We start from the raw sequence: 21710 nt of genomic DNA on the forward strand, positions 1-21710 counted from the left end.
GCGCCGCCTGGACCAAATGGCGGATGAAATACGCGCCGGCGTACTTGCGCGCTCCCGCCGAGACTTGCATGATCACCGGGCTGTCGACTTCCGCCGCCGCCTCCATGATGGCGTGGACCTGCTCCATGTTGTTGATATTGAAGGACGGCACGCCGTAATCGTGCTCGGCGGCGTGATCGAGCAATTGCCTTAAGGTAATGAGCGCCATAGCAGCCTCCTACGATTAATTGGTTAACACGTCGCGGATCGCCTGGACGACGTTGTCCACGGTGAACCCGAATTCTTTCATCAACAGATCGCCCGGGGCCGATTCGCCGAACCGGTCCAGACCGATCACCTTACCACGAAGCCCTACGTATTTGTACCAGCCGTCGGTCGATCCGGCCTCCACCGCCACCCGCGCAGTGACATCCGCAGGCAGCACCTGATCTCGGTACGCCGGATCCTGCCCGGCGAAGACGTCCTCGCAGGGCATGGACACCACCCGCACTCTCCTGCCCTCCGCTTGCAGGAGCTTGGCGGCCTCAAGCGCTAAGTGGACCTCCGAACCGGTGGCGATGACGATCGCTTCCGGTTTGCCTTCGCTATCCCACAGGACATAAGCTCCGCGGCGGATGGCGGCGATCTGCTCCGGAGTGCGCTCCAGATGCGGCAAATTCTGGCGGCTTAAGCTCAAAGCGGAAGGGCCATCGGTGCGCAAGAGCGCCTCGCGCCAGGCGACTGCCGTTTCCACCGCATCGGCCGGACGCCAGAAATGCAAGTTCGGAATCAGGCGCAAGGAAGCGTGCTGCTCGACCGGCTGATGGGTCGGGCCGTCCTCGCCTAAGCCGATGGAATCGTGGGTGAGAACGTAGATCACCGGCAGCTTCATCAGCGCCGACATGCGGATCGCGTTGCGCGCGTAATCGGAGAAAATTTCGAAGGTTCCGCCGAAAGGCCTAAAACCGCCGTGCAGATAGACGCCGTTCATCATCGCGGCCATCCCGAACTCGCGCACCCCATAGTGGAGGTAATTGCCGTCCTCGTGGCTGCGGCCGGGATAATTGAGGGGTTTGCATCCCTTCCAATTGGTCAGGTTGGATCCGGTCAGATCCGCGCTGCCGCCCAAAAGCTCCGGAATATGGGGAGCGTAGGCGTCGAGGGTATTTTGCGAAGCCTTGCGGGTGGCGACCTTTTCTTTCTTGGCATCGACGGCGCGGATGAACTCTTGCGTCACCTGGTCGAAGTTGGCCGGAAGCTCGCCTTTCAGGCGCCGCTCCAGTTCGGCGGCGAGCTCCGGATACTCGGCCCGGTAAGCGGCAAGCTTGTCCTGCCATTCTTTTTCCCACCGTGCGCCTTTTTCACGCGCGTCCCAAGCGGCGTAGATCTCCGGCGGGATCTCAAACGGCGGGTATTTCCAACCCAGAACCTCGCGCGCCAAGGCGATTTCGTCTTCTCCCAAAGGCGCGCCGTGACATTCTTCCTTGCCCTGTTTGTTGGGAGCGCCGTAACCGATGATGGTCTTGCAGCAGATCAGGCTGGGCTTGTCGGTGACGCGGCGCGCCTCCTCGATGGCCGCTTTGATGGCCTCCGGGTCGTGGCCGTCGACTTTGGGGACCACGTGCCAGCCGTAAGCTTCAAAGCGCTTGGCGGTATCTTCGGTGAACCAGCCCTCCACTTCCCCGTCGATGGAGATACCGTTGTCGTCCCAGAACGCGATCAACTTACCCAGTTTCAAAGTGCCGGCCAAAGCGCAAGCCTCGTGGGAGACGCCTTCCATCATGCAGCCGTCGCCCAAGAAAACGTAGGTGTAGTGGTCGATGAGGGTGTGCCCGTCGCGGTTGAACTGAGCAGCCAAGACCTTTTCTGCCAACGCCATGCCCACCGCGTTGGCGATCCCTTGGCCCAAGGGCCCGGTGGTGGTCTCCACCCCCGGCGTGTATCCGTACTCGGGATGACCAGGCGTTTTAGAATGAAGCTGGCGAAAGTTCTTGAGCTCGTCTATGGAAAGGTCGTAACCGGTCAGATGCAGCAGCGCATAAATCAGCATCGAACCGTGGCCGTTGGACAGCACGAAGCGGTCGCGGTTGGGCCATTTGGGATTGTTTGGGTTGTGGCGCAGGTAATCGTTCCACAACACCTCGGCGATGTCCGCCATCCCCATGGGCATTCCCGGGTGACCGGATTTGGCCTTTTGCACTCCGTCCATGGCCAAGGCGCGGATGGCATTTGCAAGTTCTCGACGTGAAGGCATGTCATTCCTCCCTAAGGTTATTCGTTGGAATCAGGCTAGCCCCTAAAGCACAAGCTAACCGATACATTCTAATCTGGAACCCGGCCCTTCTCACCTCCCCTGGCTTTGGTCCCATTCGCGGTGATAGGCCTCAATGCGCTCGATGTCGTTTTTAGCGCCCAAAAACAACGGCACCCGCTGGTGGATGTGTTTGGGTTTTAAGGTGAGCACCCGTTCCCGGCCGGTGGAGATCACCCCGCCGGCCTGCTCCACGATAAAACCCATGGGGTTGGCCTCGTACAGCAGCCGCAAGCGCCCCTCCAGCCCCTTGGCCTTGAGCTTTTCGTCCAGCGGATAAGTCCAGAAACCGCCGCGCATCAGGATGCGATAGACCTCGGCGACGAACGAGGCGATCCAGCGCATGTTGAAGTCCTTGCCCAAGGGCCCTTCCTTGCCTCTGAGGCATTCTTCGATGTAGCTTCGCACCGGCGGCTCCCAAAAGCGCCAGTTGGACATGTTGATGGCAAATTCTTTGGCTTCCTCCGGGATCTTGATTTTCGGATGGGTAAGGAAGAAATCTCCCACGCCTTGATCTAGGGTAAACCCGTAGGCGCCGTTCCCGGTCGTCAAAACCAAAGTCACCGCCGGACCGTACACGCAGAATCCAGCCGCCACCTGCTGCGTTCCAGGTTGGAGAAAATGCTCCTCGGCAGGATCTTCGACCCCTTCGGGGCAGCGCAGGATGGAGAAGATCGTGCCTATGCACATGTTGATGTTGATGTTGGAAGACCCATCCAAAGGGTCAAAGCACACCAGGTACTTGCCCCGGTTCGCCTTAGGGACGGTGATGACCTCGTCGTTTTCTTCCGAGACCATCGCCGCCACGTGCCCGGAGCGGCGCAGCGTCTCGGTCAGGATGGTGTTGGCCAAAACGTCCAGCTTCTCCTGGACCTCGCCCTGGATGTTTTCTTCCCCGGCCTGGCCCAGATTCCCTACCAGCGCGCCGTAGCGGACCTCGCGCGCGATCGCCTTGCACGCCCGCGCGATATCGGAGATGAGCAGCGTCAGTTCGCCAGTCGCCCCGGCCACCTTGCGCTGCTCTTGGATGAGAAACTCGGTGAGCGAAACCCCTAAACCTTGCATAGCTACCTCCTCATGCAACTGATTCCAGCGCCAACGCCTCTTTTACTTTCACGATCTTCAAGGTATTGGTCCCCCCGCTGACCCCGGTCAAGTCCCCCTTGGTGATGATCACCTTATCCTCCTCGGTCACCGCCCGGCAGCGCAGAAGCTCCCTTAATGCGGCCTTGTTCTGAGCCACGTGTTCGGTGGTATTGAACCGGAACAGGATCGGGTACACCCCCCGGTACAGGGTCACTTTGCGGCAGGTTTTAAGGTGCTTGGTCAGGGCATAGATGGGAATCCCCGAACTGATCCGAGACATCCACAAGGGGGTGGCGCCGCTTTCGGTCAGCGCGGCGATCGCCCGCACCGGGAAGTGGTTGGCCACGTACATGGTGGCCATCGCGATCGCCTCGTCCACGCGCTTGAACTGGCGGTCGATGCGGTGCATGGAGCGACGCGTCTGAGGGTGCTTTTCTGCCTCTAGGCACACCCGATGCATGGCTTTGACCGCCTCGATCGGGTAGCGGCCGCTGGCGGTCTCGGCCGAGAGCATCACCGCGTCGGTGCCGTCGAACACCGCGTTGGCCACGTCCAGCACCTCGGCCCGGGTCGGCATGGGGTTTTCGATCATGGACTCCATCATCTGGGTGGCGGTGATCACTACCCGGTCCATCTCGCGCGCCTTGGCGATCAGCTCCTTCTGCACCTGGGGCAGGCGGGCGTCGCCGATCTCCACCCCCAAATCCCCGCGCGCCACCATGATGGCGTCGGAGGCGGCGATGATCTCCTCCATGACCCCCGGCTGAACCGCCTCGGCCCGCTCGATCTTGGCCACGATCCCCGCCTTCCCCCCGGCCTCGCGCAGCAGCTGTCGGGCCAGATGGATGTCGGCCGCCGAGCGCGGGAAGGAGACCGCCAGGTAATCGGCCTCGATCTCCACCGCGACCTGGATGTCTTCCCTATCCTTCGCGGTCAGAGCCGGCGCCGACAGCCCTCCGCCCTGTTTGTTGATGCCTTTTTGGTTGGACAGCACGCCGCCTACCTCAACCGTACATTCGACCCGGCTCCCGGTGATGCGCTCGACCTTGAGCACGATCCGGCCGTCGTCGAGCAGCAGGCAATCCCCAGGGCGCACGTCGCGCGGCAGATCGCGGTACTCGACGCCGACTTGGGTTTCGTCTCCGGCCTCGGGAGGCAAGTCGGCGTCCAAAGCAAAGCGCGCTCCCTCCTTAAGGAACACCTTGCCCTCGCGAAAGCGAGCGATACGGATTTTAGGTCCTTGCAGATCGGCCAGGATCCCCACGTAGTGACCGCGATCCTCCGACAGCTCTCGCACTTGCCTGGCGCGGCGGCGGTGGTCTTCGGCCTGGCCGTGAGAGAAGTTGAGGCGGACCACGTCCACCCCCGCCTCGATCAGTTTCTCCAAAACTCCGGGCCTATCGGTGGCCGGTCCCAAGGTGGCCACGATCTTAGTCCGCCTTGGCACATAGATGTCCGCCATGGTTTAGTTTGCCTCCATCATCGCCTTGGCGGTGTCCAGCATGCGGTTGGAGAAGCCCCACTCGTTGTCGTACCAGGCCAGCACCTTGACCAGCGTGCTGTCGATCACCTTGGTGAGGCTGGCTTCATAGATCGAGGAATGGGGATTGTGGTTGAAGTCCATCGACACCAAAGGTTCCTCGTTGTAGGCCAAGATGCCTTTTAACTGGCCGGAAGCGGCGTCTTTGAGGATCTGGTCGATTTCCGCCTTGGAGGTGGGCCGGCGGGCGGTAAAGGTCAAATCCACCAGCGAGACGTTGACGGTTGGCACCCGGACCGCAAACCCGTCCAGCTTGCCCTTGAGCTCCGGCAACACCAACCCCACCGCCGCCGCCGCGCCGGTCTTGGTGGGGATCATGTTCTGGGTCGCCGAGCGCGCGCGCCGAAGGTCTTTGTGGAACACGTCGATCAGCACCTGATCGTTGGTATAAGCGTGGATGGTAGTCATCAATCCCCGCTCGATGCCTATGGTCTCGTGCAAGGGCTTGACCAAAGGCGCCAAGCAGTTGGTGGTGCAGGAAGCGTTGGAGACCACCCGATGATGCGCGCGCAAGGTCTGGTGGTTGACGCCATAGACGACGGTGGCGTCAACGTCCTCACCGCCCGGCGCCGAGATCAGCACCTTCTTCGCCCCCGCCTGCAAGTGCGCCGAGGCCTTGTCTTTGGAAGTGAACAGGCCCGTGCATTCCATCACCAGGTCCACTCCCAGCTCCTTCCAAGGCAGCTTGGTCGGGTCGCGCTGCGCCAGCACCTGAATCCTGTGGCCGTTGACCACCAGAAACTCTCCGTCCACCGCCACCTCGCCGGGAAACCGCCCGTGCACCGTATCGTAGCGGGTCAGGTGGGCGTTGGTCTTGGCGTCCCCCAGGTCGTTGATGGCGACGATGGCAAACTCGTCGGTGCGCCCGGATTCGAACAACGCTCTTAAGACGTTGCGGCCGATCCGGCCGTAGCCGTTGATTGCGATTCGGATTGGCATAGAAAACTCTCCCCAACGGTTGATGAATTGGATACCCGCCCGCGCGGGCCAATGAGAACAATTTTACTGGGCCAGCAAGGCGGCGTCCACCAAAAGCCTGACAGTCATCGAATTGTCATCCAAGCGCAATACTACGTTAACAAACCGACCCTAAGCTTTTTCTCGTCAGTATAACTTGCTCAAGGGAGCGCGACGATGAAGATCACATCCAAGACCTGGCTGGCCTTGCTGGGCGGCCTGGCGTGGGCCGATGCGTTTGCCGCGACCGCCGATTTCGACCCGGCCACCAACACCGTGACGATCCACGCGGTGGACCTGGTCGACGCCGAGGGCCGGATCGCCACTTACAACGTCACTTTGGCCTTAGTTCAAACCTCCCCCGCCATCGAGCTGGTGCTCACCGGCGCCAGCCAGGTCCCCACTTCGCAAGGGGTGCGCGCGTATTTCGACGCCACCACCCAGGAGGCGTTTATCCCCACGGTGAACGTGGGCGGGCAAGAGTTCGCCGCCAACCTGGCCCTCATCCCCGGCACCAACCCTTTGCGCTTCCGGGTGACTAACCTGCATCCGGCCACTTTCTCCGGCTGTCCCGGATTTTCTCGACCTTTAGGCGGCAACGCTTGTCTGCTGCAAGGGGAAATCAAACAGAGCCTCACCTTGACCAACGACACGACCTGGGTGCTTTCGGGCGGGGTGTTCTTCGGCGGCGACAACACCGACCCGGTCACCGTGACCATCGAGCCGGGCACCAAAATCCTGGGCCAACAAGGGGCCGACTTTTTCTACGTCCGCCGCGGTTCGAAAATCAAGGCTGTAGGCTCTCCCAGCCAGCCGATTGTCTTTACCGGTCCCTCGGAAAAGACCCCGGGCGAGTGGGGGGGATTGGTGCTGGCGGGCAATGCGCCGGTCAACGGCTGCAACGCCGGGGTGCCGCTGTGTCAGCAGTTTGATGAAGCGATGCTCACCCCTTACGGCGGCAACAACCCCCACGACGACAGCGGCGTGCTCAAGTACGTGCAGATCCGCTTTGCCGGCATCGTCGTCCGCCCCGACCAAGAACTCAACGGCCTGACTTTGCTCGGCGTAGGCGACGGCACCACCATCGACTATGTCCAGGTCTATCGCGGCGCCGACGACGGCATCGAGATGTTCGGCGGCACCGTGCGCGTGCGCCACGTGATCATGCAAGAAGGCGAAGACGACGGTTTGGACTGGGGCCAGGGCTGGACCGGCGCCGCCCAACACGTGCTGGTGATCGAAGGTCCCAACAGCGACCGCTGCGTCGAGGCCGACAACAACGAGGACAACTTCGACAGCCAGCCGCGCTCCAAACCGCGCATCGCCAACCTGACCTGCCTCTCCCCGGGACGGAGCGGCAGCCAAGGCGCAGAACTGCGGCGCGGCACCGGGGCCAATATCCACAACTCGATCTTCAAAGACATCCCCACTTGCCTGCGCATCTCCGACGCGGCCACCTTCGCCAACGCCGGCGCCCCAGGCGCGCTCACCGGCCAGTTGACCCTAGACCACAGCTACGCCTTCAACTGCCAGTTCAAAGACGGCGCGGGGGCGACCTTCTCGGTAGCCGATTGGTTCCAAAGCCAGCCGGGCAACGTCGTAGGCGACCCGCAGCTCGACGGCTTCATGCCGCTTCCTGGCTCGCCGGTATTGACCGGGGCCGGCCAGGTTCCGGACCCGTGGTTTACGCCTACCCCCTACATCGGGGCGTTCGGCCAGCACAACTGGGCGCAAGGATGGACCTTCGGCCTGTAACTCCTCCTTCGGCTTGGAAACGGCTAAGGCGCAAGGGACTGCGCCGCTTTTTTGGGCTTTGGCTGGCGAGCCTGATCGCCCCTCTGCCGGTTCAGGCGGAGGCGCCAAATCTTGCGCCGATGGCGCGCAAACTCGCCGAGCTGCGCGCCGAAGTCGACCGGCTGCAGCAAGAGCTCGATCAAGCCAAAGCCGACCAACACCAAAAATTGGACGCCCTAGGCGCCCAAATCGCGCAGTTGGAGGCGGAAAAACGCCGCCAGGAACTCGCCCTGCAAAAGCTCAAGAGCGAATGGGAAGCTGTAAGCCAAACGGCACCTACGGCCGCAAACACCGACGCCGAACTGACCCAAACCCTACGCCAAGCCATCGCCGCCCTGCGCCGTTACGTCGAGACCGGCTTGCCCTTTAAACGCAGCGAGCGCCTTGAAGCGCTGCGCGAGCTCGAGGCCAAGCTCGACAACGCGGCCTCGCCCAAAAAGCTGGCGAGCGAACTGTGGGCCCTGATCGAAGACGAGCTGCGCCTGACCCGGGAAAACGGTCTGTACCGGCAGATCCTCCCTGTAGAAGGGAACCCGGCCTTGGTGGAAGTCGCCAAGCTCGGCATGGTTCTGCTGTTTTTCCAAACCCCGGATGGCCGCTACGGCCTGGCGCGGCGCCAAGGAAACGACTGGGAGTACGTCACGGTGGCGTCCAAAGATGACCGTCAGCGCATCGCCGCCCTCATGGAATCCCTGCGCAAGCAGATCCGCCAAGGGTATTTCGAACTTCCCAACCCCGACTATCGCCGATGAATCCAATAGCTCTTTTGCTCTTGCTCGCAGTAAGCGGTCTTGCCTTCGGCGGCTCCACCGCGCCGGCCCCAGAGGGCGATCCCAAGCCGACGGCAAGCGAGATCGAGTCTTTGGCCGCCGCCTACCAGCGCGAATACGCGTTCCTAGACAGCCAAAGGCGCCAACTGGAGAAGCTCCTCGAAGATTTCCGGCGCAATGCCGCCGCGCAAGAGGCGCAGCTAACCGCCAAGATCGCCGCGTTGCAGCGCCAAGTCCTAGACCTTTCCCAGCAGGCCAAACGCCAAGAAGAGGCCATCGCCGAGGCGGAAAAACGCCGTGAAGCGGCGCAGGAAAACGCCGCGCTGCTGGAAACGACCCTCACCCAGGCCAAAGCCACCCTGGAGGACTACGGCACGCCTAGTGACGCGCAGAAGATAGCGCAACTTTGGCCGCTGGCCTTGGAAACCTTACAGCGCGGCAGCACGCCTCACCGCCAGCCGGGCGCTTTCTTCCTGGCGGACGGCCGGGAAGCCTCGGGGGAAATCCTTTTCCTCGGCCACGTCGCCGCTTACGGGATCAGCGACCAAGGCGCCGGCATCCTGCTGCCGGCGGGGGAAGGGCGGCTCAAGCTGCTCCCCAATCCGCAAGCAAGCGAAGCCGCCAAGGCCCTAGCCGCAGGCCAACAGCCGCCGACGCTGCCGGTGTTTCTGTTCGAAAGCCTCAAACACCCGGTGGAGCTCGAACAGCGCAAGACCTGGCGCCAGGAGCTGGACGACGGCGGCCCCATCGCCTGGGTCATCGCCGGCCTTGGCGTTTTAGGGCTGGCTTTGGCGCTTTTGCGGGCGGCGATCTTGCTTGCCGCCGGATGGGGCGGCCAACGCTTGGCGCGGCGCATCGCCGATGCGGTCGCCGCCGGCGCCCGGCAAGCCGCGCAAGATCGGCTCGAGCGCGCCAAAGGCGCTTATTCTGAGGTGCTCAAGGCCAGCTTATCGCATTTGGAACTGCCGCAAGAGGAGTGGGAAATCGCGGTCGCCGACGCGCTGCTGCAGCAAAGCTTGCGTCTCGACCGTTTCGCCAGCCTGATCCTGGTGGTCACGGCGGTGGCGCCCTTGCTCGGGCTGCTCGGGACGGTGACCGGGATGATCGAAACCTTCGACGTCATCACCCGCTTTGGCACCGGCGACCCCAAACTTTTGGCCCACGGCATCGCGGTGGCCTTGATCACCACCGAGGTCGGGCTGGTGGTGGCCATTCCGCTGTTATTGCTCGGCAACCTGCTCAACGCTTGGGCGGGTAGTTTAAAGGCCGATTTGGAGCTTTGCGCGCTGACCGTGCGCGAAGTCGGACAGGCGCAACCCCAAGCGCCCCAAGTCCTTTATGCTAAACCCGCGACCGCATGACGGATTTTAACGATCTCAATCTGGCCGAATTCGCGGCCTATCTGGCCGCAGGCGGGCAGGTGATGCCGATCCTGTGCGGGGTGTTGTTTGGGCTTTGGTTTAGCATCGGCTACAGGCTGTGGTTGCTGCGCCGCGGAACCTCGGTCAAGGTCGAGCAATTGGGCCAAGCGATCCTGCAAGGCCGGCCGATCCCAGGGCGCGGCGTTTTCCCCGAACTCTGCCGCCAACTGGCCTCCTCACCCGGGCAAATGGACCGTCCCGGCCAGATCGACTTAGTTTTTCAGCGCGCTGTGAGGCGCCTTTACCGCTTTCGGGCCTTGGCCAAGGCGCTGGTGCTGATCGCGCCGTTGCTTGGGCTGTTAGGGACGGTGGCGGGCATGATCGAGACCTTCGACTCGCTGGCGGAGATGGCTTTGTTCCGTCAGTCGGGAGGAATCGCCGGCGGCATCGCCAAGGCCTTATTCACCACCCAACTGGGATTGGCGGTGGCGATCCCCGGCTATTTTTTCCTTGCGGTGCTCGAACGGCGCCAGCGCCGCTTGGAAAGCGATTTGCTCAGACTTCAAGACCTTTTGCACCAAACCTGGCAACGCCATGCGTAGATGGACTCGTTTACCTGAAGAAGAAAGCCGCATCGATATCTCGCCGCTGATCGACGTGGTGTTTATCTTGCTGATCTTTTTCGTCGTCACTACCACTTTCGTCAAAGACATGAACCTCGACATCCAGCGCCCAAGCGCTGCCAGCGCCTCGTTGGCACCCAGCAAGGCGGTGCGCATCTACCTCGACGCGCAAGGCAACATTTATTTGGACAACCAGCCGCTGCGGGTGTGGATGGTGCAGAGCAAGGTGCGCGCCTTGCTGCGCGAAGGCGCCAGCGACGTTTTGGTGGTCACCGACGTGAGAGTGCCGGCCGGCCGTTTGGTCGAAGTGGTGGATCAGGCGCGCCTGGCGGGGGCAAAAAACGTGGGCGTTGCCACCCAATCGGAGGCCGGCTGAGGATGGCGGCGTTGACTCCCCAGCGCGAGCGCGACTGGCCCCTGTGGCTGGCCGGATTGCTGAGCGGGACCTTAGGCACCTTGAGCGTGTTGGCGCTGGTAGTCAAGCTCAACCTTGCCGCCAAGTTCCCCGAGCGCGCGGACCTCACCCGCCCGACCCTGCTGGAACTGGCCCCTCCTCCCCCCAAAGCCCAGGCCAAACCCAAACCCAAACCGCGCCGACCGCCGCCAACCAAGCGCCTGCAGCCCATTCCCGCCCCCGACCTGGGCGCGGCCCTGTCTGGTATCGACCTCGGTCTGCCCGAGGCGGCCTTTGAGCTGGGGACGGATCAACACCTGTTGGGCGAGACCGCCAATGACGAAGAAGCGATAGACACGCCGCCCCAGCCCGTCGCCACCTTTAGCTTTACTTACCCTCCGCAGGCCAAGAAGGCCAACCTGCAAGGTTACGTCCTGCTGGCGGTGCAGGTGGACGAACAAGGCAGGGTAATCGAAGCGCAGGTGCTCGAATCCTCCCCGCCCGGCGTGTTCGAGCAAAGTGCCTTGGAAGGCATCCGCCGCTGGCGCTTTAGCCCAGCGCGGGCCAAAGGCAAGCCGGTCGCCGCCTGGGTGCAACAAAAAATCGTGTTCCAGTTGGGTTGAAAGCCTATGCGCGCGCAGGCGGTTTTTGGGCTCGTGCTCCTTGCTGCGGTCTCGGGGGTGGGCGCCAAGTCTTTGGATCTTTCCGCCCAGCTGGACCTCGCCGCGCAGATGATCCAGAGCGGGCAGGCCACGCAGGCCTTGGGAGTGCTGCTCGCCCACACTCCGCCGAAGGGCGACAAAGAGCAAGCGATCCAGCTGCGCCGCCGCTACCACACCTTGGTGGGGCTCGCGTACTTGAAGCTTTCCCAATACCCTCAAGCGGTCGAGCACCTAGAGCAGGCCGCCCGCTCGGGCGCTCCCGAACCGCTGATCTACGTGTATCTGGCGCAGGGCTATTTTCGCCTCGGACGCTACGATCGCACTCTGGCAGCGATAGAGCACGCCGGCGAAATCCTCGACCAGTATCCGGCCCTGTACGAGATCAAGGCGCAGTGCCTATGGCACCTGCAGCAAGAAGAAGCCGCCTTCGCCACCCTGGCTCAGGCGCGCCAGAAATTCCCCAACGAGCCTAGCTTCTTGCGCCGCCAGGTGTTTTATCTGCTGGAAAAACAGCTCTATTACCCGGCTGCCCAGCTCGGCCTGCGCTACCTTCAGGATCACGAAGGCAGCGTCCAGGACTACGCCGCTTTAGGCAACGCGCTGCGCCTGGGCGGCGCGTTGGAGCTGGCTGCGCACGTTCTGGAGCAAGGAAGGCTGCGCTATCGGCGCGATGTCACCCTGGCCAAGCTGCTCGCCCACACCTACCTCGCTCAAGGAAAACCTTCGGCCGCGGCTTGGATCCTAGAACAGGCGGCTCAATTCGATCCGAGCCTGTACGCCGATGCGGCCGAACTCTACCGGCGCGCCGGCGACTTTTACCGCGCGCTTTACCTCAACGCCCAAGTACCGGACGTCAAGGCGCAGCGGCGCCAACGCGTCGCCTTGCTCTTGGCCCTCAAGCACTACGACGAGGTGCTAGCGATGCAGCTGGCGCTGGCCCGCGCCGGCCTGCTCCAAGAGGACGCCGTGCGCTATGCCTTGGCGTACGCCGCCTACCGCGCCGGCCACCCCAAACAAGCCGCAACTTACCTTGAGGCCATTTCCGATCCGCAGATCTTCCGCCAGGCGGCAGAACTTCGCCGCCTGCTTCAGGAATGCGAGGACCAGCCCTGGCGCTGCGCTTAAAAAAACCATAACCAACGCGCATGGACAAGCTGCTTTTTATCCTGCTTTTGTGTTTGCCGGCGCTCGCCTGGGGCGAAGACGCACATCTTCAGCTTTACGTGTTCCTCGACGAGGCGCCTTTGCCCCAAGTCCAAGTTCTGAGCGACGGGCAACCGCTTGGTCACACCGATGAGCACGGCGCCCTGGAGCTTGCCCTTCCCCCCGGCAGCCACAGCCTGGAGTTGCGCCACGGAGACGAGATCCTGGCGATCCTAGAGCGCCTATTCCAAGCTTCCGAAGACGTACAGATCCGCATCGCCGCCTACCGCGACGGCCGCTCGCCTAAAGTGAGCGTAGAAAGCTCGGCCGGCGCCAACGCTCCTTCCGCACCCAAAGCCGGCCCCCCGGGCCTTTTGGAAGGACAAGTCACAACCAAAGCAGGCCAACCCATCGCCGGGGCAGAGCTGTTTTTGAGCGGTTTCAAACATCCAGTCGTCGCCGACGCCCAAGGACGTTTCCGCATCCAAGCCCCCGCTGGCACCTACAGCCTTTCGGTCGCCGCTCCCGGATACAACCCGAAGGTCGAGGAAGGGGTCACCGTCCTTCCCGAGCAAACCCAGACCCTTACCCTGCAACTCACTCCCAAAGGGGTGGAGATGCCGCCTTTCGTGGTGATCGAGCCGCACCTTGCCGGCAGCGTGGCCTCGGTGATCAGCGAGGAGAAAACGTCCGCCGAGATCACCGACGTGTTAGGCGCCGAGCAGATCAGCCGCGCCGGCGACTCGGACGTGGCCGCCGCGCTCAAGCGCGCCAGCGGGGTCACCATCGTGGGCGGCAGCTACGCGTATATCCGCGGCTTAGGGGAACGCTATTCCAATACCCTGCTCAACGCCATCGCCGTCCCCACCCCCAACCCCACCCGCCGGGTCATCCCCTTAGATCTTTTTCCGGCGGCCATGCTCGACACCATCGAAATCCAAAAAGGCTATACGGCGAGTTTGCCGGGGGAATTCTCCGGCGGCACGGTGGACCTTCGTACCCGCCGGGTCCCGGACGCGTTTCTCTTCGACCTAAGCGGTCAGCTCGGTTTCAACACCGAGGCCACCTTCGCCAAGGGCCTACGCTATGCGGGCGGCGACTTCGACTGGATCGGGGTGGACGACGGCCGCCGCGATTTGCCAAAATCCCTCGCCCGCGCCCTCTCCGGCGGGCGGATCCTGCGTCCCAAGACGCCCATCGCCCCAGAAGGGTTTACCCCGGAGCAAATCGAGCACTTCGGCGAGCAGTTGTCCGACGTGTGGGACACCCGCTTTCGCGATCTGCCGCCGAACGGGCGCCTCAGCGCAGCTTTAGGCGACCGCTACCAGTTCGGTGACCTCCGTTTGGGCTTTTTCGCCTTGGGGCGCTGGGACCAAAGCTGGAACAACTTCCGCGAGGTGCGGCGCGACTTCAGCGCCAACCGTGCAGGCCAACTGGAGCGGATCGACGACTTCAAGGTGCTGCGCACCCAGCGCGAGGCCAAGACCAACGCTTACTTGAACCTGGAGGCCGAATATTTGCAAAACCACAAGCTGTTCGGCCGGGTGATGCTGGTGCGCGATTCCACCGACGAGGTCCGGTTCCTCCAAGGGTTTTCCAACACCGAAGGCGCCGACCTCCGCCGGGTGCGCCTGTGGTGGGTGGAAAACGAGCTGTTTGACTGGCAGGTCGGCACCGAACACACCTTCAAATACTTAGGCGACTTGAACCTACGCTTTTTGTACTCCCAGGCCAGCGCCAGCCGCGCCGAGCCCAAAAAACGCGAATACCGCTTCGACGCCGTTCCCGGATTGGAAGAGACCGTGTTCGAATTCTCCCGCAAGTCCGACAACGATCAGATCAGCTTTGCCAATCTGGAAGATCAAGACGACAGCTTCCGCCTGGACCTCAAGCTGCCTTACGCCTTCCTCGGCGACCGCCTGAGCGGGTCGGTGGCGGCCGGTTACTGGCAAACCGAGCGCGAGCGCAACTCCGCCATTCGCCGCTTCCGCTTTGCCCAATCCGGACCGCGCTCGACCGACCGCAACATTCTCCTCAACCCCTCCTTGGAAGCCATCTTAAGCCCGGAAAACATCGGCCCCGACGGGTTTGTGTTGCAGGAGGTCACGCGCGCCACCGACAACTACACCGCCACCCAAAGCTTAAAGGCCTATTACACCGAGCTGGACAACACGTTTTTCCACGCCGTGCGCCTGTCCGGCGGGGTTCGGATCGAGGAGAACCAGCAAACCGTCACCACCTTTGCCCTGTTCGACCCCACCAACCAACCCATCGTCTCGACTTTAGACAGCCGCGACGCCCTGCCGGGGGTGAGCTTGACGTTTTTGCTCTCAGACGCCCAGCAGCTGCGCCTGTCTTGGAGCAAGACCTTATCGCGCCCAGATTTTCGCGAACTGTCTCCGGCCCCGTTCACCGACCCGGAAACCGACCGCGAGACGGTAGGCAATCCCAAGCTTCAGCAAGCCGAGTTCCACAACTACGACGCGCGCTGGGAGTATTACTTCTCTGCGCAAGAAAACTTGTCTTTGGGGTTTTTCTGGAAAGATTTGACTAACCCGATCGAAAAGGTCCTGCTCCCCGGCCCGGCCGGGCTCTTGCAACTGCAAAACGCCGCCGGCGCCAAAGTGTATGGAGTCGAGCTCGACTTTCGCAAGGAACTGGAATTCCTCCACCCGAGGCTGGCCGGGTTTTATCTTGCCGGCAACTACACCTGGTCCAAGTCCAAGATCACGCTGCTGCCTGAGAACCTGCAGACCCTGACCAACGCCGAGCGCCCCTTACAAGGCCACTCCAAGCACATCGTCAACGTGCAGCTCGGCTACGACAACGAAGACTTAGGCACGCAGGCCACTTTGCTGTACAACACTTTCAGCCAGCGCATCTCCCAGGTCGGCTCCCTAGGCCAGCCGGACATCTACGAGGAGCCTTTCCACCAACTCGACTTCGTGGTCCAGCAAAAGCTAGACGACCACTGGTCGATCCAGCTGCGCCTGCAGAACCTGATCGACGGCAAGGTGCGCTTTACCCAAGGCGATGAAAAGGTCCGCGCCTTCCGCCGCGGGCGGGACGTCTCCTTGGCGGTCAGCCTGCGCTTTTAAGAAAGATAGGAGACCACAGCGCCAAGCGCCGCCTCCCCCGGCTCTCCCCATTCGCTTGCGCGGGCGTTACAGCATCCGGGGCCAATACCACCAAAGTCTGATTACGGTTCGCCTCGCTGACCTCGCCGCGCTCATCTCTCTCAAAGCTATTCCTCATTTACCTGCGATAATAGCTTCGTAGTCCCCGCGGCGTAACACCGTATCATAAAGACCCACATCTTCCCCTGGGTGCCGGTTGATGCCGGTGTAAACGAGGCTGGGGTCTTCGTACCGTTTGAACTTATACACCGCGTCGTTCATCAGCGCGCTGTTGAACACGCCAAGGCTCACCAGCAGCTCAAAGTCCGATTTCGTCAGGCCGGTGACGCGCTTGAACAAGCCCGGCTCCAGTTGCGTGATGACATCGCGGAGCGTCCTTTCTCGATAATCTGTCAGGTACAAGAAGATAGGAATCCGGGTTGCAAACTTGATGAGTTTTTCCTGAATCTGTTTCCGCAGGCTTTTGTATTCCTTCTCTTCTTCAGTGAGCTTTCGTTTTTCCTCGGCAGAAAGGTTTCGGTCGTTAGCCTCTCGCTTCACCTTCTTGACGGCCTCGGATTTGTTGATGATCGTTTCGATCTCCTGATTCAAGTTCCGAAAGCCTTCGATGCTCATCAGCGTCTGCATCGCTTGTTCGTTGTTCATGAGCCGCCGCAACGTGTCATTGTCCACGTTCACCAGCAGGGCGCTCTCCCAGCGGCGCGCCAGCAGGGTAGCCGTGGTGCCGCTCATGGCCATCTCCAGTACTCCAGCCGCATCTATCTGCCTCATCGAACTGCCGTCATAGGCCAGCACCGGCAGGAAGTCGATGAATTCCGCCACCTTCTTTTCCGGGTCATCCTCGTTGACGTTGAGGCGGCAACTGTAGTCGGCAATCTGGCGCAGAGCGCGATCCGGCGCAAAATCGAAGACGTAGCACTCCTCTTTGAGGATCAACTCCTCGTTCGGTGAGAGGCCATCAGGATTCTTAATGGTCCACGGGCTTTGCACGCGAAAAGCCGCCTGAAAGTAGGTCTCCGGGCTGGAGCAGTTGCGCAGCATGAAGATGCCCGTCCAGGGCCGCACGGTCACGCCGGTGGTCAGCTTGCCGCAGGTCAGGGTGATGGTTTTTGTTTTGAGGGGATCCCCCATCGCTTCCAGCACCGGCCGTAAAGCGTTGACCCCAATGCCTGCGGCGGCGCCGGCGGCCACGATGACTTTGTAATCATGGTAAAATTGGTTTTGCCTCTTGGCTAAGAGATTCCGCATGGCGTAGCAGGCGGCCACGCTGGGCAGGAACCACAGGGTATGGGAGAGCACGCTCAGTAGCCGGACATCAGAATAGGGCAGGGGTGGCTTCTGCGCCCCAAGTCTCAGGTTGTCGAGACTTGTCGGGAGATGAGCACCGCGAATCAAGTCCAGCCACTTCTGGACTTCTTCCTCATACTTGAAATGGGCCTGATCACCTACCCCCTCCGCCGAAAAGAACTCGTTCAAATCAAATTCGTTGAACTCGCCCTTCATCGCCACTTCGCGGATGGCATCGGGCAATTGATAGGTCATCAGCACCATGCGCGGCAGGGCGGCATAGGGGTTATCTGGCCCTTGCCATTCCTTTTTGGCTTTCTGCTCATCGGAATAAGTCCAGTTGTAAATCTGCTCTTCGATGAACTCGCCGGTGGCGATGGCGCGAAACGGAGTACCGGAAAGGTAGAGATAGTGGTCTGAAGTGATAGGGAGAATCTCCTCATCGAAGTAGTCCAGAGCTTCCCCTTCCGCCGCTTTACGTTCCGCTTCATCCTCGCCCTCGAAGAGGTCTTTGGCCTTGTCGCGCCAGGCGCCGAAGTGGTATTCATCGAAGATCACACAGTCCCAGTGGGTAGCGTGGACCCATTCGTTTTTGGTTTTGATGCCGCCGGTGCTCGGATTGCGGCCCAGATAGTCCTGAAAGGAGCCAAAGCAGACGATGGGCTTCTTCTTGTCCGCCTGTTCATAGGTCAATCCGCCGGGTTTGATGAATTGCCAGCCCTGAAAATCCACATGACAGCGCAAATCTTCTTCCCAGGCGCTCTGCACCGCCGGCTTGAAGGTGAGCACCAGGATTCTCTTCCAGCCCATGCGTTTGGCCAGTTGGTAGGCGGCAAAGGTCTTGCCAAAGCGCATCTTGCAGTTCCACAGGAAATGCGGCGGCTTGCCGTTTTCGCGGCGATAATTCTGGAAGTAGGCCATGGTCTTTGCCACCGCCGCTTCCTGCTCCGGCCGCATTTTGAAGTTGAGCGAGCGCTGTTCCTCAAAGAGCTGCCCCTCGCGCACGGCGTGGATGGCTGCCCTGACCTGTTCCACGGTGCAGCGGAACCACTCGCCGCCGGCGTGCTGGACGCCGTTGATGCGCAACATACGGTGCACGTCATGGTCGGTGAAGCCCGTGCCGTCATTGCGAATGGCCGGCTCTTCCAGCACGATGCGGTAGGGGCGTTCTCCCGGCCTGAGCGTTGGATATTGCTGCTTGACCCGTTCCTGCACGCTTTGCGTGGTGTACCCGATCTTGAGCAGGCCCGCGTACTGCGGGTTCGTGTCCTCGTAGGCGTAGATTTTCGGCTCGACCTTGGGGCGGGGAGGGAAGAATTCTTTATTAGCCATCGGACAAAAGCCTCTCCAGCTCTTCTTGTAATTGCTTTTTATCCGGCAAATAGAGCTGATACTTACTCACAAAGAGTTGATTGGTTATGTTCTGGGTCGCATATTCCACGAGGATATGATCTTTGTACGCGCCCAGCACGATGCCGATGGGCGGGTTATCGCCTTCGGAATTTTCTTCTCTGGCAAAATAGTTCAGATACATGTTCATCTGCCCGATGTCGTTGTGATCAATCTCGCCACGCTTGAGGTCAATCAGCACAAAGCACTTGAGTATGCGGTGGTAAAACACTAAATCCACATAAAAATGCCGGTTAGCTAGAGTAATCTTGTATTGCCTGCCCACAAAGGCAAACCCCTTGCCCAGCTCCAGCAGGAATAGCTCCAGGTTTTGAATAAGCCTTTGCTCCAGTTCGCCTTCCAGGTATTGCTGTTTTGGCTGAATGCCAAGAAACTCAAATACATACGGGTCTTTGATTAAATCCTCGGCTTTTTCCACCTCGCTGCCCTTTTGTGCAATCTCCAGCACGCCGGTTTTATCCTTGCTCAATGCCAGACGATGAAAGAGCATGCTTTTCATCTGCCGCTTTAGCTCACGCACGCTCCATTTTTCTTTTTCGCACTGTCTGGCATAGAAGCTGATTTCGAGCTCATTATCGGCTTTCAGGATTTCAAAGTAATGGCTCCAGCTCAATTGGTGAGACAGTGTCTCACTTTTTGGGAAAGCGAGATAAAACTTGCGCATATAAACCAGATTGGAGCGGCTGAACCCCTTGCCGAATTCCGCCGTGAGGTCTCTGGACAGCCGATCCAACAGTTCACTGCCGTATTCGGCTTTCACATTGCCTTTTTGTTCGTATTCAACAATATAGCGGCCGATCTGCCAGTAGGTCTGCACCAGTATGGCATTGACCGCCCGCCCAGCCTGTTCCCTGCCCCGGCGGAGCAGTTCGCCAATCTGGGTTTTGAGCTGTTCATAGAGGGTTGTGGCAAGGTCGCTACTCATCGGCAGGCTCCATAGGTCGGATTTTTGACTCGATAAAGGCGATTTCTTCTTCCGTAAGCCCATATCGCTCGTAGAGCTTTTCGTCAGTCCATTCGGTGTCCATGTCAAGAATAGGCACAAAATCACAAAATAAAATCTTTCCTTTGTTATATCTTGTGAGAATGACATTAAAGAGATCAAAAAACGAACAAAACGAGTTCTCAAATAAGCGATAAGCCTTTCAGCCTTTTCTCTACTGTCGAAGACTCCCACAATGATGTAAGTTTCAGTGCAAATCGTTTTTGGTGGTAATATATCTACTATGGATAAAACTCTCCGCTTTCCTTCTTTGTCTGGTTGACCAGCATGGTCATATGAAACTTTAGAAGTAATCACCTTCCACTTATCAATCATCTCCACGCCCACTTTAATCTCTTCTCGCGGGTAAGGCCCTTCGCCATTTTGCCAGCGCAAGATGAGATCACCGGATTTTTGGGGACGAGCATTTGTGGGCAATCCAAATGGCTTCCTACTGGATACCTGTTCGCTCATGCTCTTTTCTTTCTTGGCGAGCACCTTGCGTACAATGGATACAGCCTGACTATGGCGGATGAAAGTGGGAAATTCATTGAGGCTTCGGACCGAAACGACCTTTTCACCCTTATGCACATTGGTCACTTCACAAGGTCCGCGGGAGTCACGCTCCCAGAGGAAATAACAAACACCGCCGGCAATATCGACACCTGGAAAGACTTCCGATGCATCCTCGAAATCCACCAGTTTGCGGATTCGATCATCGTTAAGCATTTCGGCTCTGAAGGCATCCAGACCCTTTCCACCTGCAAACCAACGGGAAGGAATAATCATCGTCAGGTAGCGCGGGGTGAGTTTCTTCGCCTGATGAACAAACTTGTTGTAAATGGGCGTTGCGCTTCTGCCGAACCCCCCATCACTCAGCTGATACGGCGGATTGCCGACGATGACATCGAATTTCATCTTGAACACCTCCTCCGGGTTTTCGGTGTGGATAAACTCGTAAGCGTGGGTTTCCAGTTCTTCGCCGCGGTCGTAGTTTTCCCTGTTGGCGCCGCAGAAGATGCAGCGACCGTCTTTCCAGGTGTGTTCGATGCGCCGATAGCGGATGTTGCCGTCGGGTGTGTCGAAGGCGGTGCAGACCGAATACTTGCCGTTGGCGGTTTTGGAGCAGTAGAGGGTGCGCCGTGCGATCAGGGCCGTTAGCTCGGTGATGGCGATGCCAAAAAGTTGGTTCTTCATGATGTGGTTGATGCGCTCTTGCCGGTCGGGGATTTTTGTTTCCAATCCCCTATCGAGCCGTTTGGCAATCTCGCGCAAGAAGACGCCGGTCTTGCAGGCCGGATCGAGAAAACGAGCTTCCGGGTTGCTCCATAGCTCGGCCGGCAGCAGGTCCAGCATCTGGTTGGCCAGTTGCGGCGGAGTGAAGACCTCGTCGCTCGAAAGGTTAGCCAGGCATGAAAGCACGTCCGGGTTGTAGCTACTCATCGTAGGCATGGGCTACCTCCAAGAAATGCACCGGCGGATATTCTTTTACCGGCTCGGGAATAAACACGTTTTCTCCCAGATCGGAGACAGCGGGTTCTTCACTTTCAAACAGTGAGGGTACTCTTTCCCCAGGAGAGAGAAACAGTTCGTGAAAAGCAAAATCCCGCCGCTTGAGCAGACTGCCGCTCACCAGCGACCATTCGGGAAAGACGATCGGCTGGGAATTTTCCCCCATCGTTTTCAACGTCAGCGCATCGCCGTGGACGATGTTTTTCTTGAGGATGTAGCGAACCGTTTCCCGGCACTGCGCTTTTGTCTTTTTTTTGAAAAGCCGTGTGTAGGCTTCGTCAAACACGGCAAATAACCGCCTTCGGCACTCCTCGGCGTTGTCTTCCAGAATGTCAATTCCATAGATGGACGACACAGCAAGGATGGCGTAGCGCTCGTATTCCACTTGGCTCTTGGCATAGCGCGATTCCACCACCCGTAGCTTTCGGTTCAAGATCTCAATGAGAAAGTTCCCCGTCCCGCAGGCCGGCTCCAAAAAGCGCGAATCAATCCGCTCGGTTTCCTCTTTAACCAGGTCGAGCATGGCGTTAACGATGGGCTTAGGCGTAAACACCTCGCCGTAATCGGTTACCCGCTGTTTTGATCTTACGTTGGGACTCATAGATTCTCCGCAAGGAAACCCGCGACACAAGTTGCGGGAGAAATTGCGTTCGGTTTAAAAACGTTCAAGTCGCTGTGTAACCGGGCCTCCAGTTCTACGGTGCATAAGCCTCTTCGGCAGCCGAAAGGCAAAAGTGATCACGGAATCTGCAGCCGTTTTCC

At 59.9% G+C, this 21710-nt stretch carries 16 protein-coding genes; 8 read left to right on the plus strand and 8 right to left on the minus strand.

The genetic code is table 11. The features are described from left to right. The 5 genes from ACYQ3M_RS09395 to gap form a co-directional block, all read right to left on the minus strand. Positions 1 to 208: class II fructose-bisphosphate aldolase (locus tag ACYQ3M_RS09395; protein WP_460035823.1), on the minus strand; the 208-nt coding region annotated here is incomplete at its 3' end. A 15-nt stretch (positions 209 to 223) separates the two neighbouring features. Beyond that, positions 224 to 2233 (minus strand): transketolase, encoded by a 2010-nt coding sequence (tkt, locus tag ACYQ3M_RS09400; RefSeq protein WP_460035824.1) that lies wholly within the window; start codon positions 2231 to 2233, stop codon positions 224 to 226. Between the two features lie 90 nt (positions 2234 to 2323). Continuing rightward, positions 2324 to 3355 (minus strand): class 1 fructose-bisphosphatase, encoded by a 1032-nt coding sequence (locus tag ACYQ3M_RS09405; RefSeq protein WP_460035825.1) that lies wholly within the window; start codon positions 3353 to 3355, stop codon positions 2324 to 2326. 10 nt (positions 3356 to 3365) lie between these two features. Beyond that, positions 3366 to 4838: a pyruvate kinase gene (gene pyk / locus ACYQ3M_RS09410; RefSeq protein WP_460035826.1), complete on the minus strand. Its 1473-nt coding sequence runs from the start codon at positions 4836 to 4838 to the stop codon at positions 3366 to 3368. 3 nt (positions 4839 to 4841) lie between these two features. Further along, positions 4842 to 5855, minus strand: a complete 1014-nt coding sequence (gap, locus tag ACYQ3M_RS09415; RefSeq protein WP_460035827.1) for a type I glyceraldehyde-3-phosphate dehydrogenase — start codon at positions 5853 to 5855, stop codon at positions 4842 to 4844. Between the two features lie 195 nt (positions 5856 to 6050). On the opposite strand from gap, the gene ACYQ3M_RS09420 reads away from it, so the two are divergent. The 8 genes from ACYQ3M_RS09420 to ACYQ3M_RS09455 are packed head-to-tail and all read left to right on the plus strand — an operon-like array spanning position 6051 to position 15718. Then, positions 6051 to 7628, plus strand: coding sequence for a hypothetical protein (locus ACYQ3M_RS09420; protein ID WP_460035828.1), 1578 nt, complete (start codon positions 6051 to 6053; stop codon positions 7626 to 7628). After that, on the plus strand, positions 7610 to 8419 hold the full coding sequence (locus ACYQ3M_RS09425) for a DUF3450 family protein (RefSeq protein WP_460035829.1): 810 nt from the start codon (positions 7610 to 7612) through the stop codon (positions 8417 to 8419). The genes ACYQ3M_RS09420 and ACYQ3M_RS09425 overlap by 19 nt, the downstream gene beginning before the upstream one ends. Then, on the plus strand, positions 8416 to 9798 hold the full coding sequence (locus ACYQ3M_RS09430; protein WP_460035830.1) for a MotA/TolQ/ExbB proton channel family protein: 1383 nt from the start codon (positions 8416 to 8418) through the stop codon (positions 9796 to 9798). Before ACYQ3M_RS09425 ends, ACYQ3M_RS09430 begins: the two co-directional genes overlap by 4 nt. After that, complete coding sequence (locus ACYQ3M_RS09435; protein WP_460035831.1) at positions 9795 to 10400, plus strand: MotA/TolQ/ExbB proton channel family protein; 606 nt, start codon at positions 9795 to 9797, stop codon at positions 10398 to 10400. Before ACYQ3M_RS09430 ends, ACYQ3M_RS09435 begins: the two co-directional genes overlap by 4 nt. Continuing rightward, a complete protein-coding gene (locus tag ACYQ3M_RS09440) occupies positions 10393 to 10797 on the plus strand; it encodes an ExbD/TolR family protein (protein ID WP_460035832.1) in 405 nt (134 codons plus the stop codon). The genes ACYQ3M_RS09435 and ACYQ3M_RS09440 overlap by 8 nt, the downstream gene beginning before the upstream one ends. A 2-nt stretch (positions 10798 to 10799) precedes the next feature. Then, complete coding sequence (locus ACYQ3M_RS09445) at positions 10800 to 11438, plus strand: energy transducer TonB (protein WP_460035833.1); 639 nt, start codon at positions 10800 to 10802, stop codon at positions 11436 to 11438. A gap of 33 nt (positions 11439 to 11471) precedes the next feature. After that, positions 11472 to 12602 (plus strand): tetratricopeptide repeat protein, encoded by a 1131-nt coding sequence (locus ACYQ3M_RS09450; protein WP_460035834.1) that lies wholly within the window; start codon positions 11472 to 11474, stop codon positions 12600 to 12602. A gap of 20 nt (positions 12603 to 12622) precedes the next feature. Further along, the gene (locus ACYQ3M_RS09455) at positions 12623 to 15718 is read left to right on the plus strand and encodes a TonB-dependent receptor (RefSeq protein WP_460035835.1); all 3096 of its coding nucleotides are present in this window, start codon (positions 12623 to 12625) and stop codon (positions 15716 to 15718) included. Between the two features lie 153 nt (positions 15719 to 15871). Here ACYQ3M_RS09455 and ACYQ3M_RS09460 read toward each other — a convergent pair whose 3' ends face one another. The 3 genes from ACYQ3M_RS09460 to ACYQ3M_RS09470 are packed head-to-tail and all read right to left on the minus strand — an operon-like array spanning position 15872 to position 21549. Next, a complete protein-coding gene (locus ACYQ3M_RS09460; protein ID WP_460035836.1) occupies positions 15872 to 18376 on the minus strand; it encodes a GIY-YIG nuclease family protein in 2505 nt (834 codons plus the stop codon). After that, positions 18369 to 20888 (minus strand): PDDEXK nuclease domain-containing protein, encoded by a 2520-nt coding sequence (locus ACYQ3M_RS09465; RefSeq protein ID WP_460035837.1) that lies wholly within the window; start codon positions 20886 to 20888, stop codon positions 18369 to 18371. The genes ACYQ3M_RS09460 and ACYQ3M_RS09465 overlap by 8 nt, the downstream gene beginning before the upstream one ends. After that, entirely contained in the window at positions 20872 to 21549 is a 678-nt protein-coding gene (locus ACYQ3M_RS09470) for a DNA methyltransferase (protein WP_460035838.1), read from the minus strand. The genes ACYQ3M_RS09465 and ACYQ3M_RS09470 overlap by 17 nt, the downstream gene beginning before the upstream one ends. Positions 21550 to 21710 lie beyond the last annotated feature (161 nt).

The sequence above is a fragment of the Methylothermus subterraneus genome (assembly GCF_054656915.1).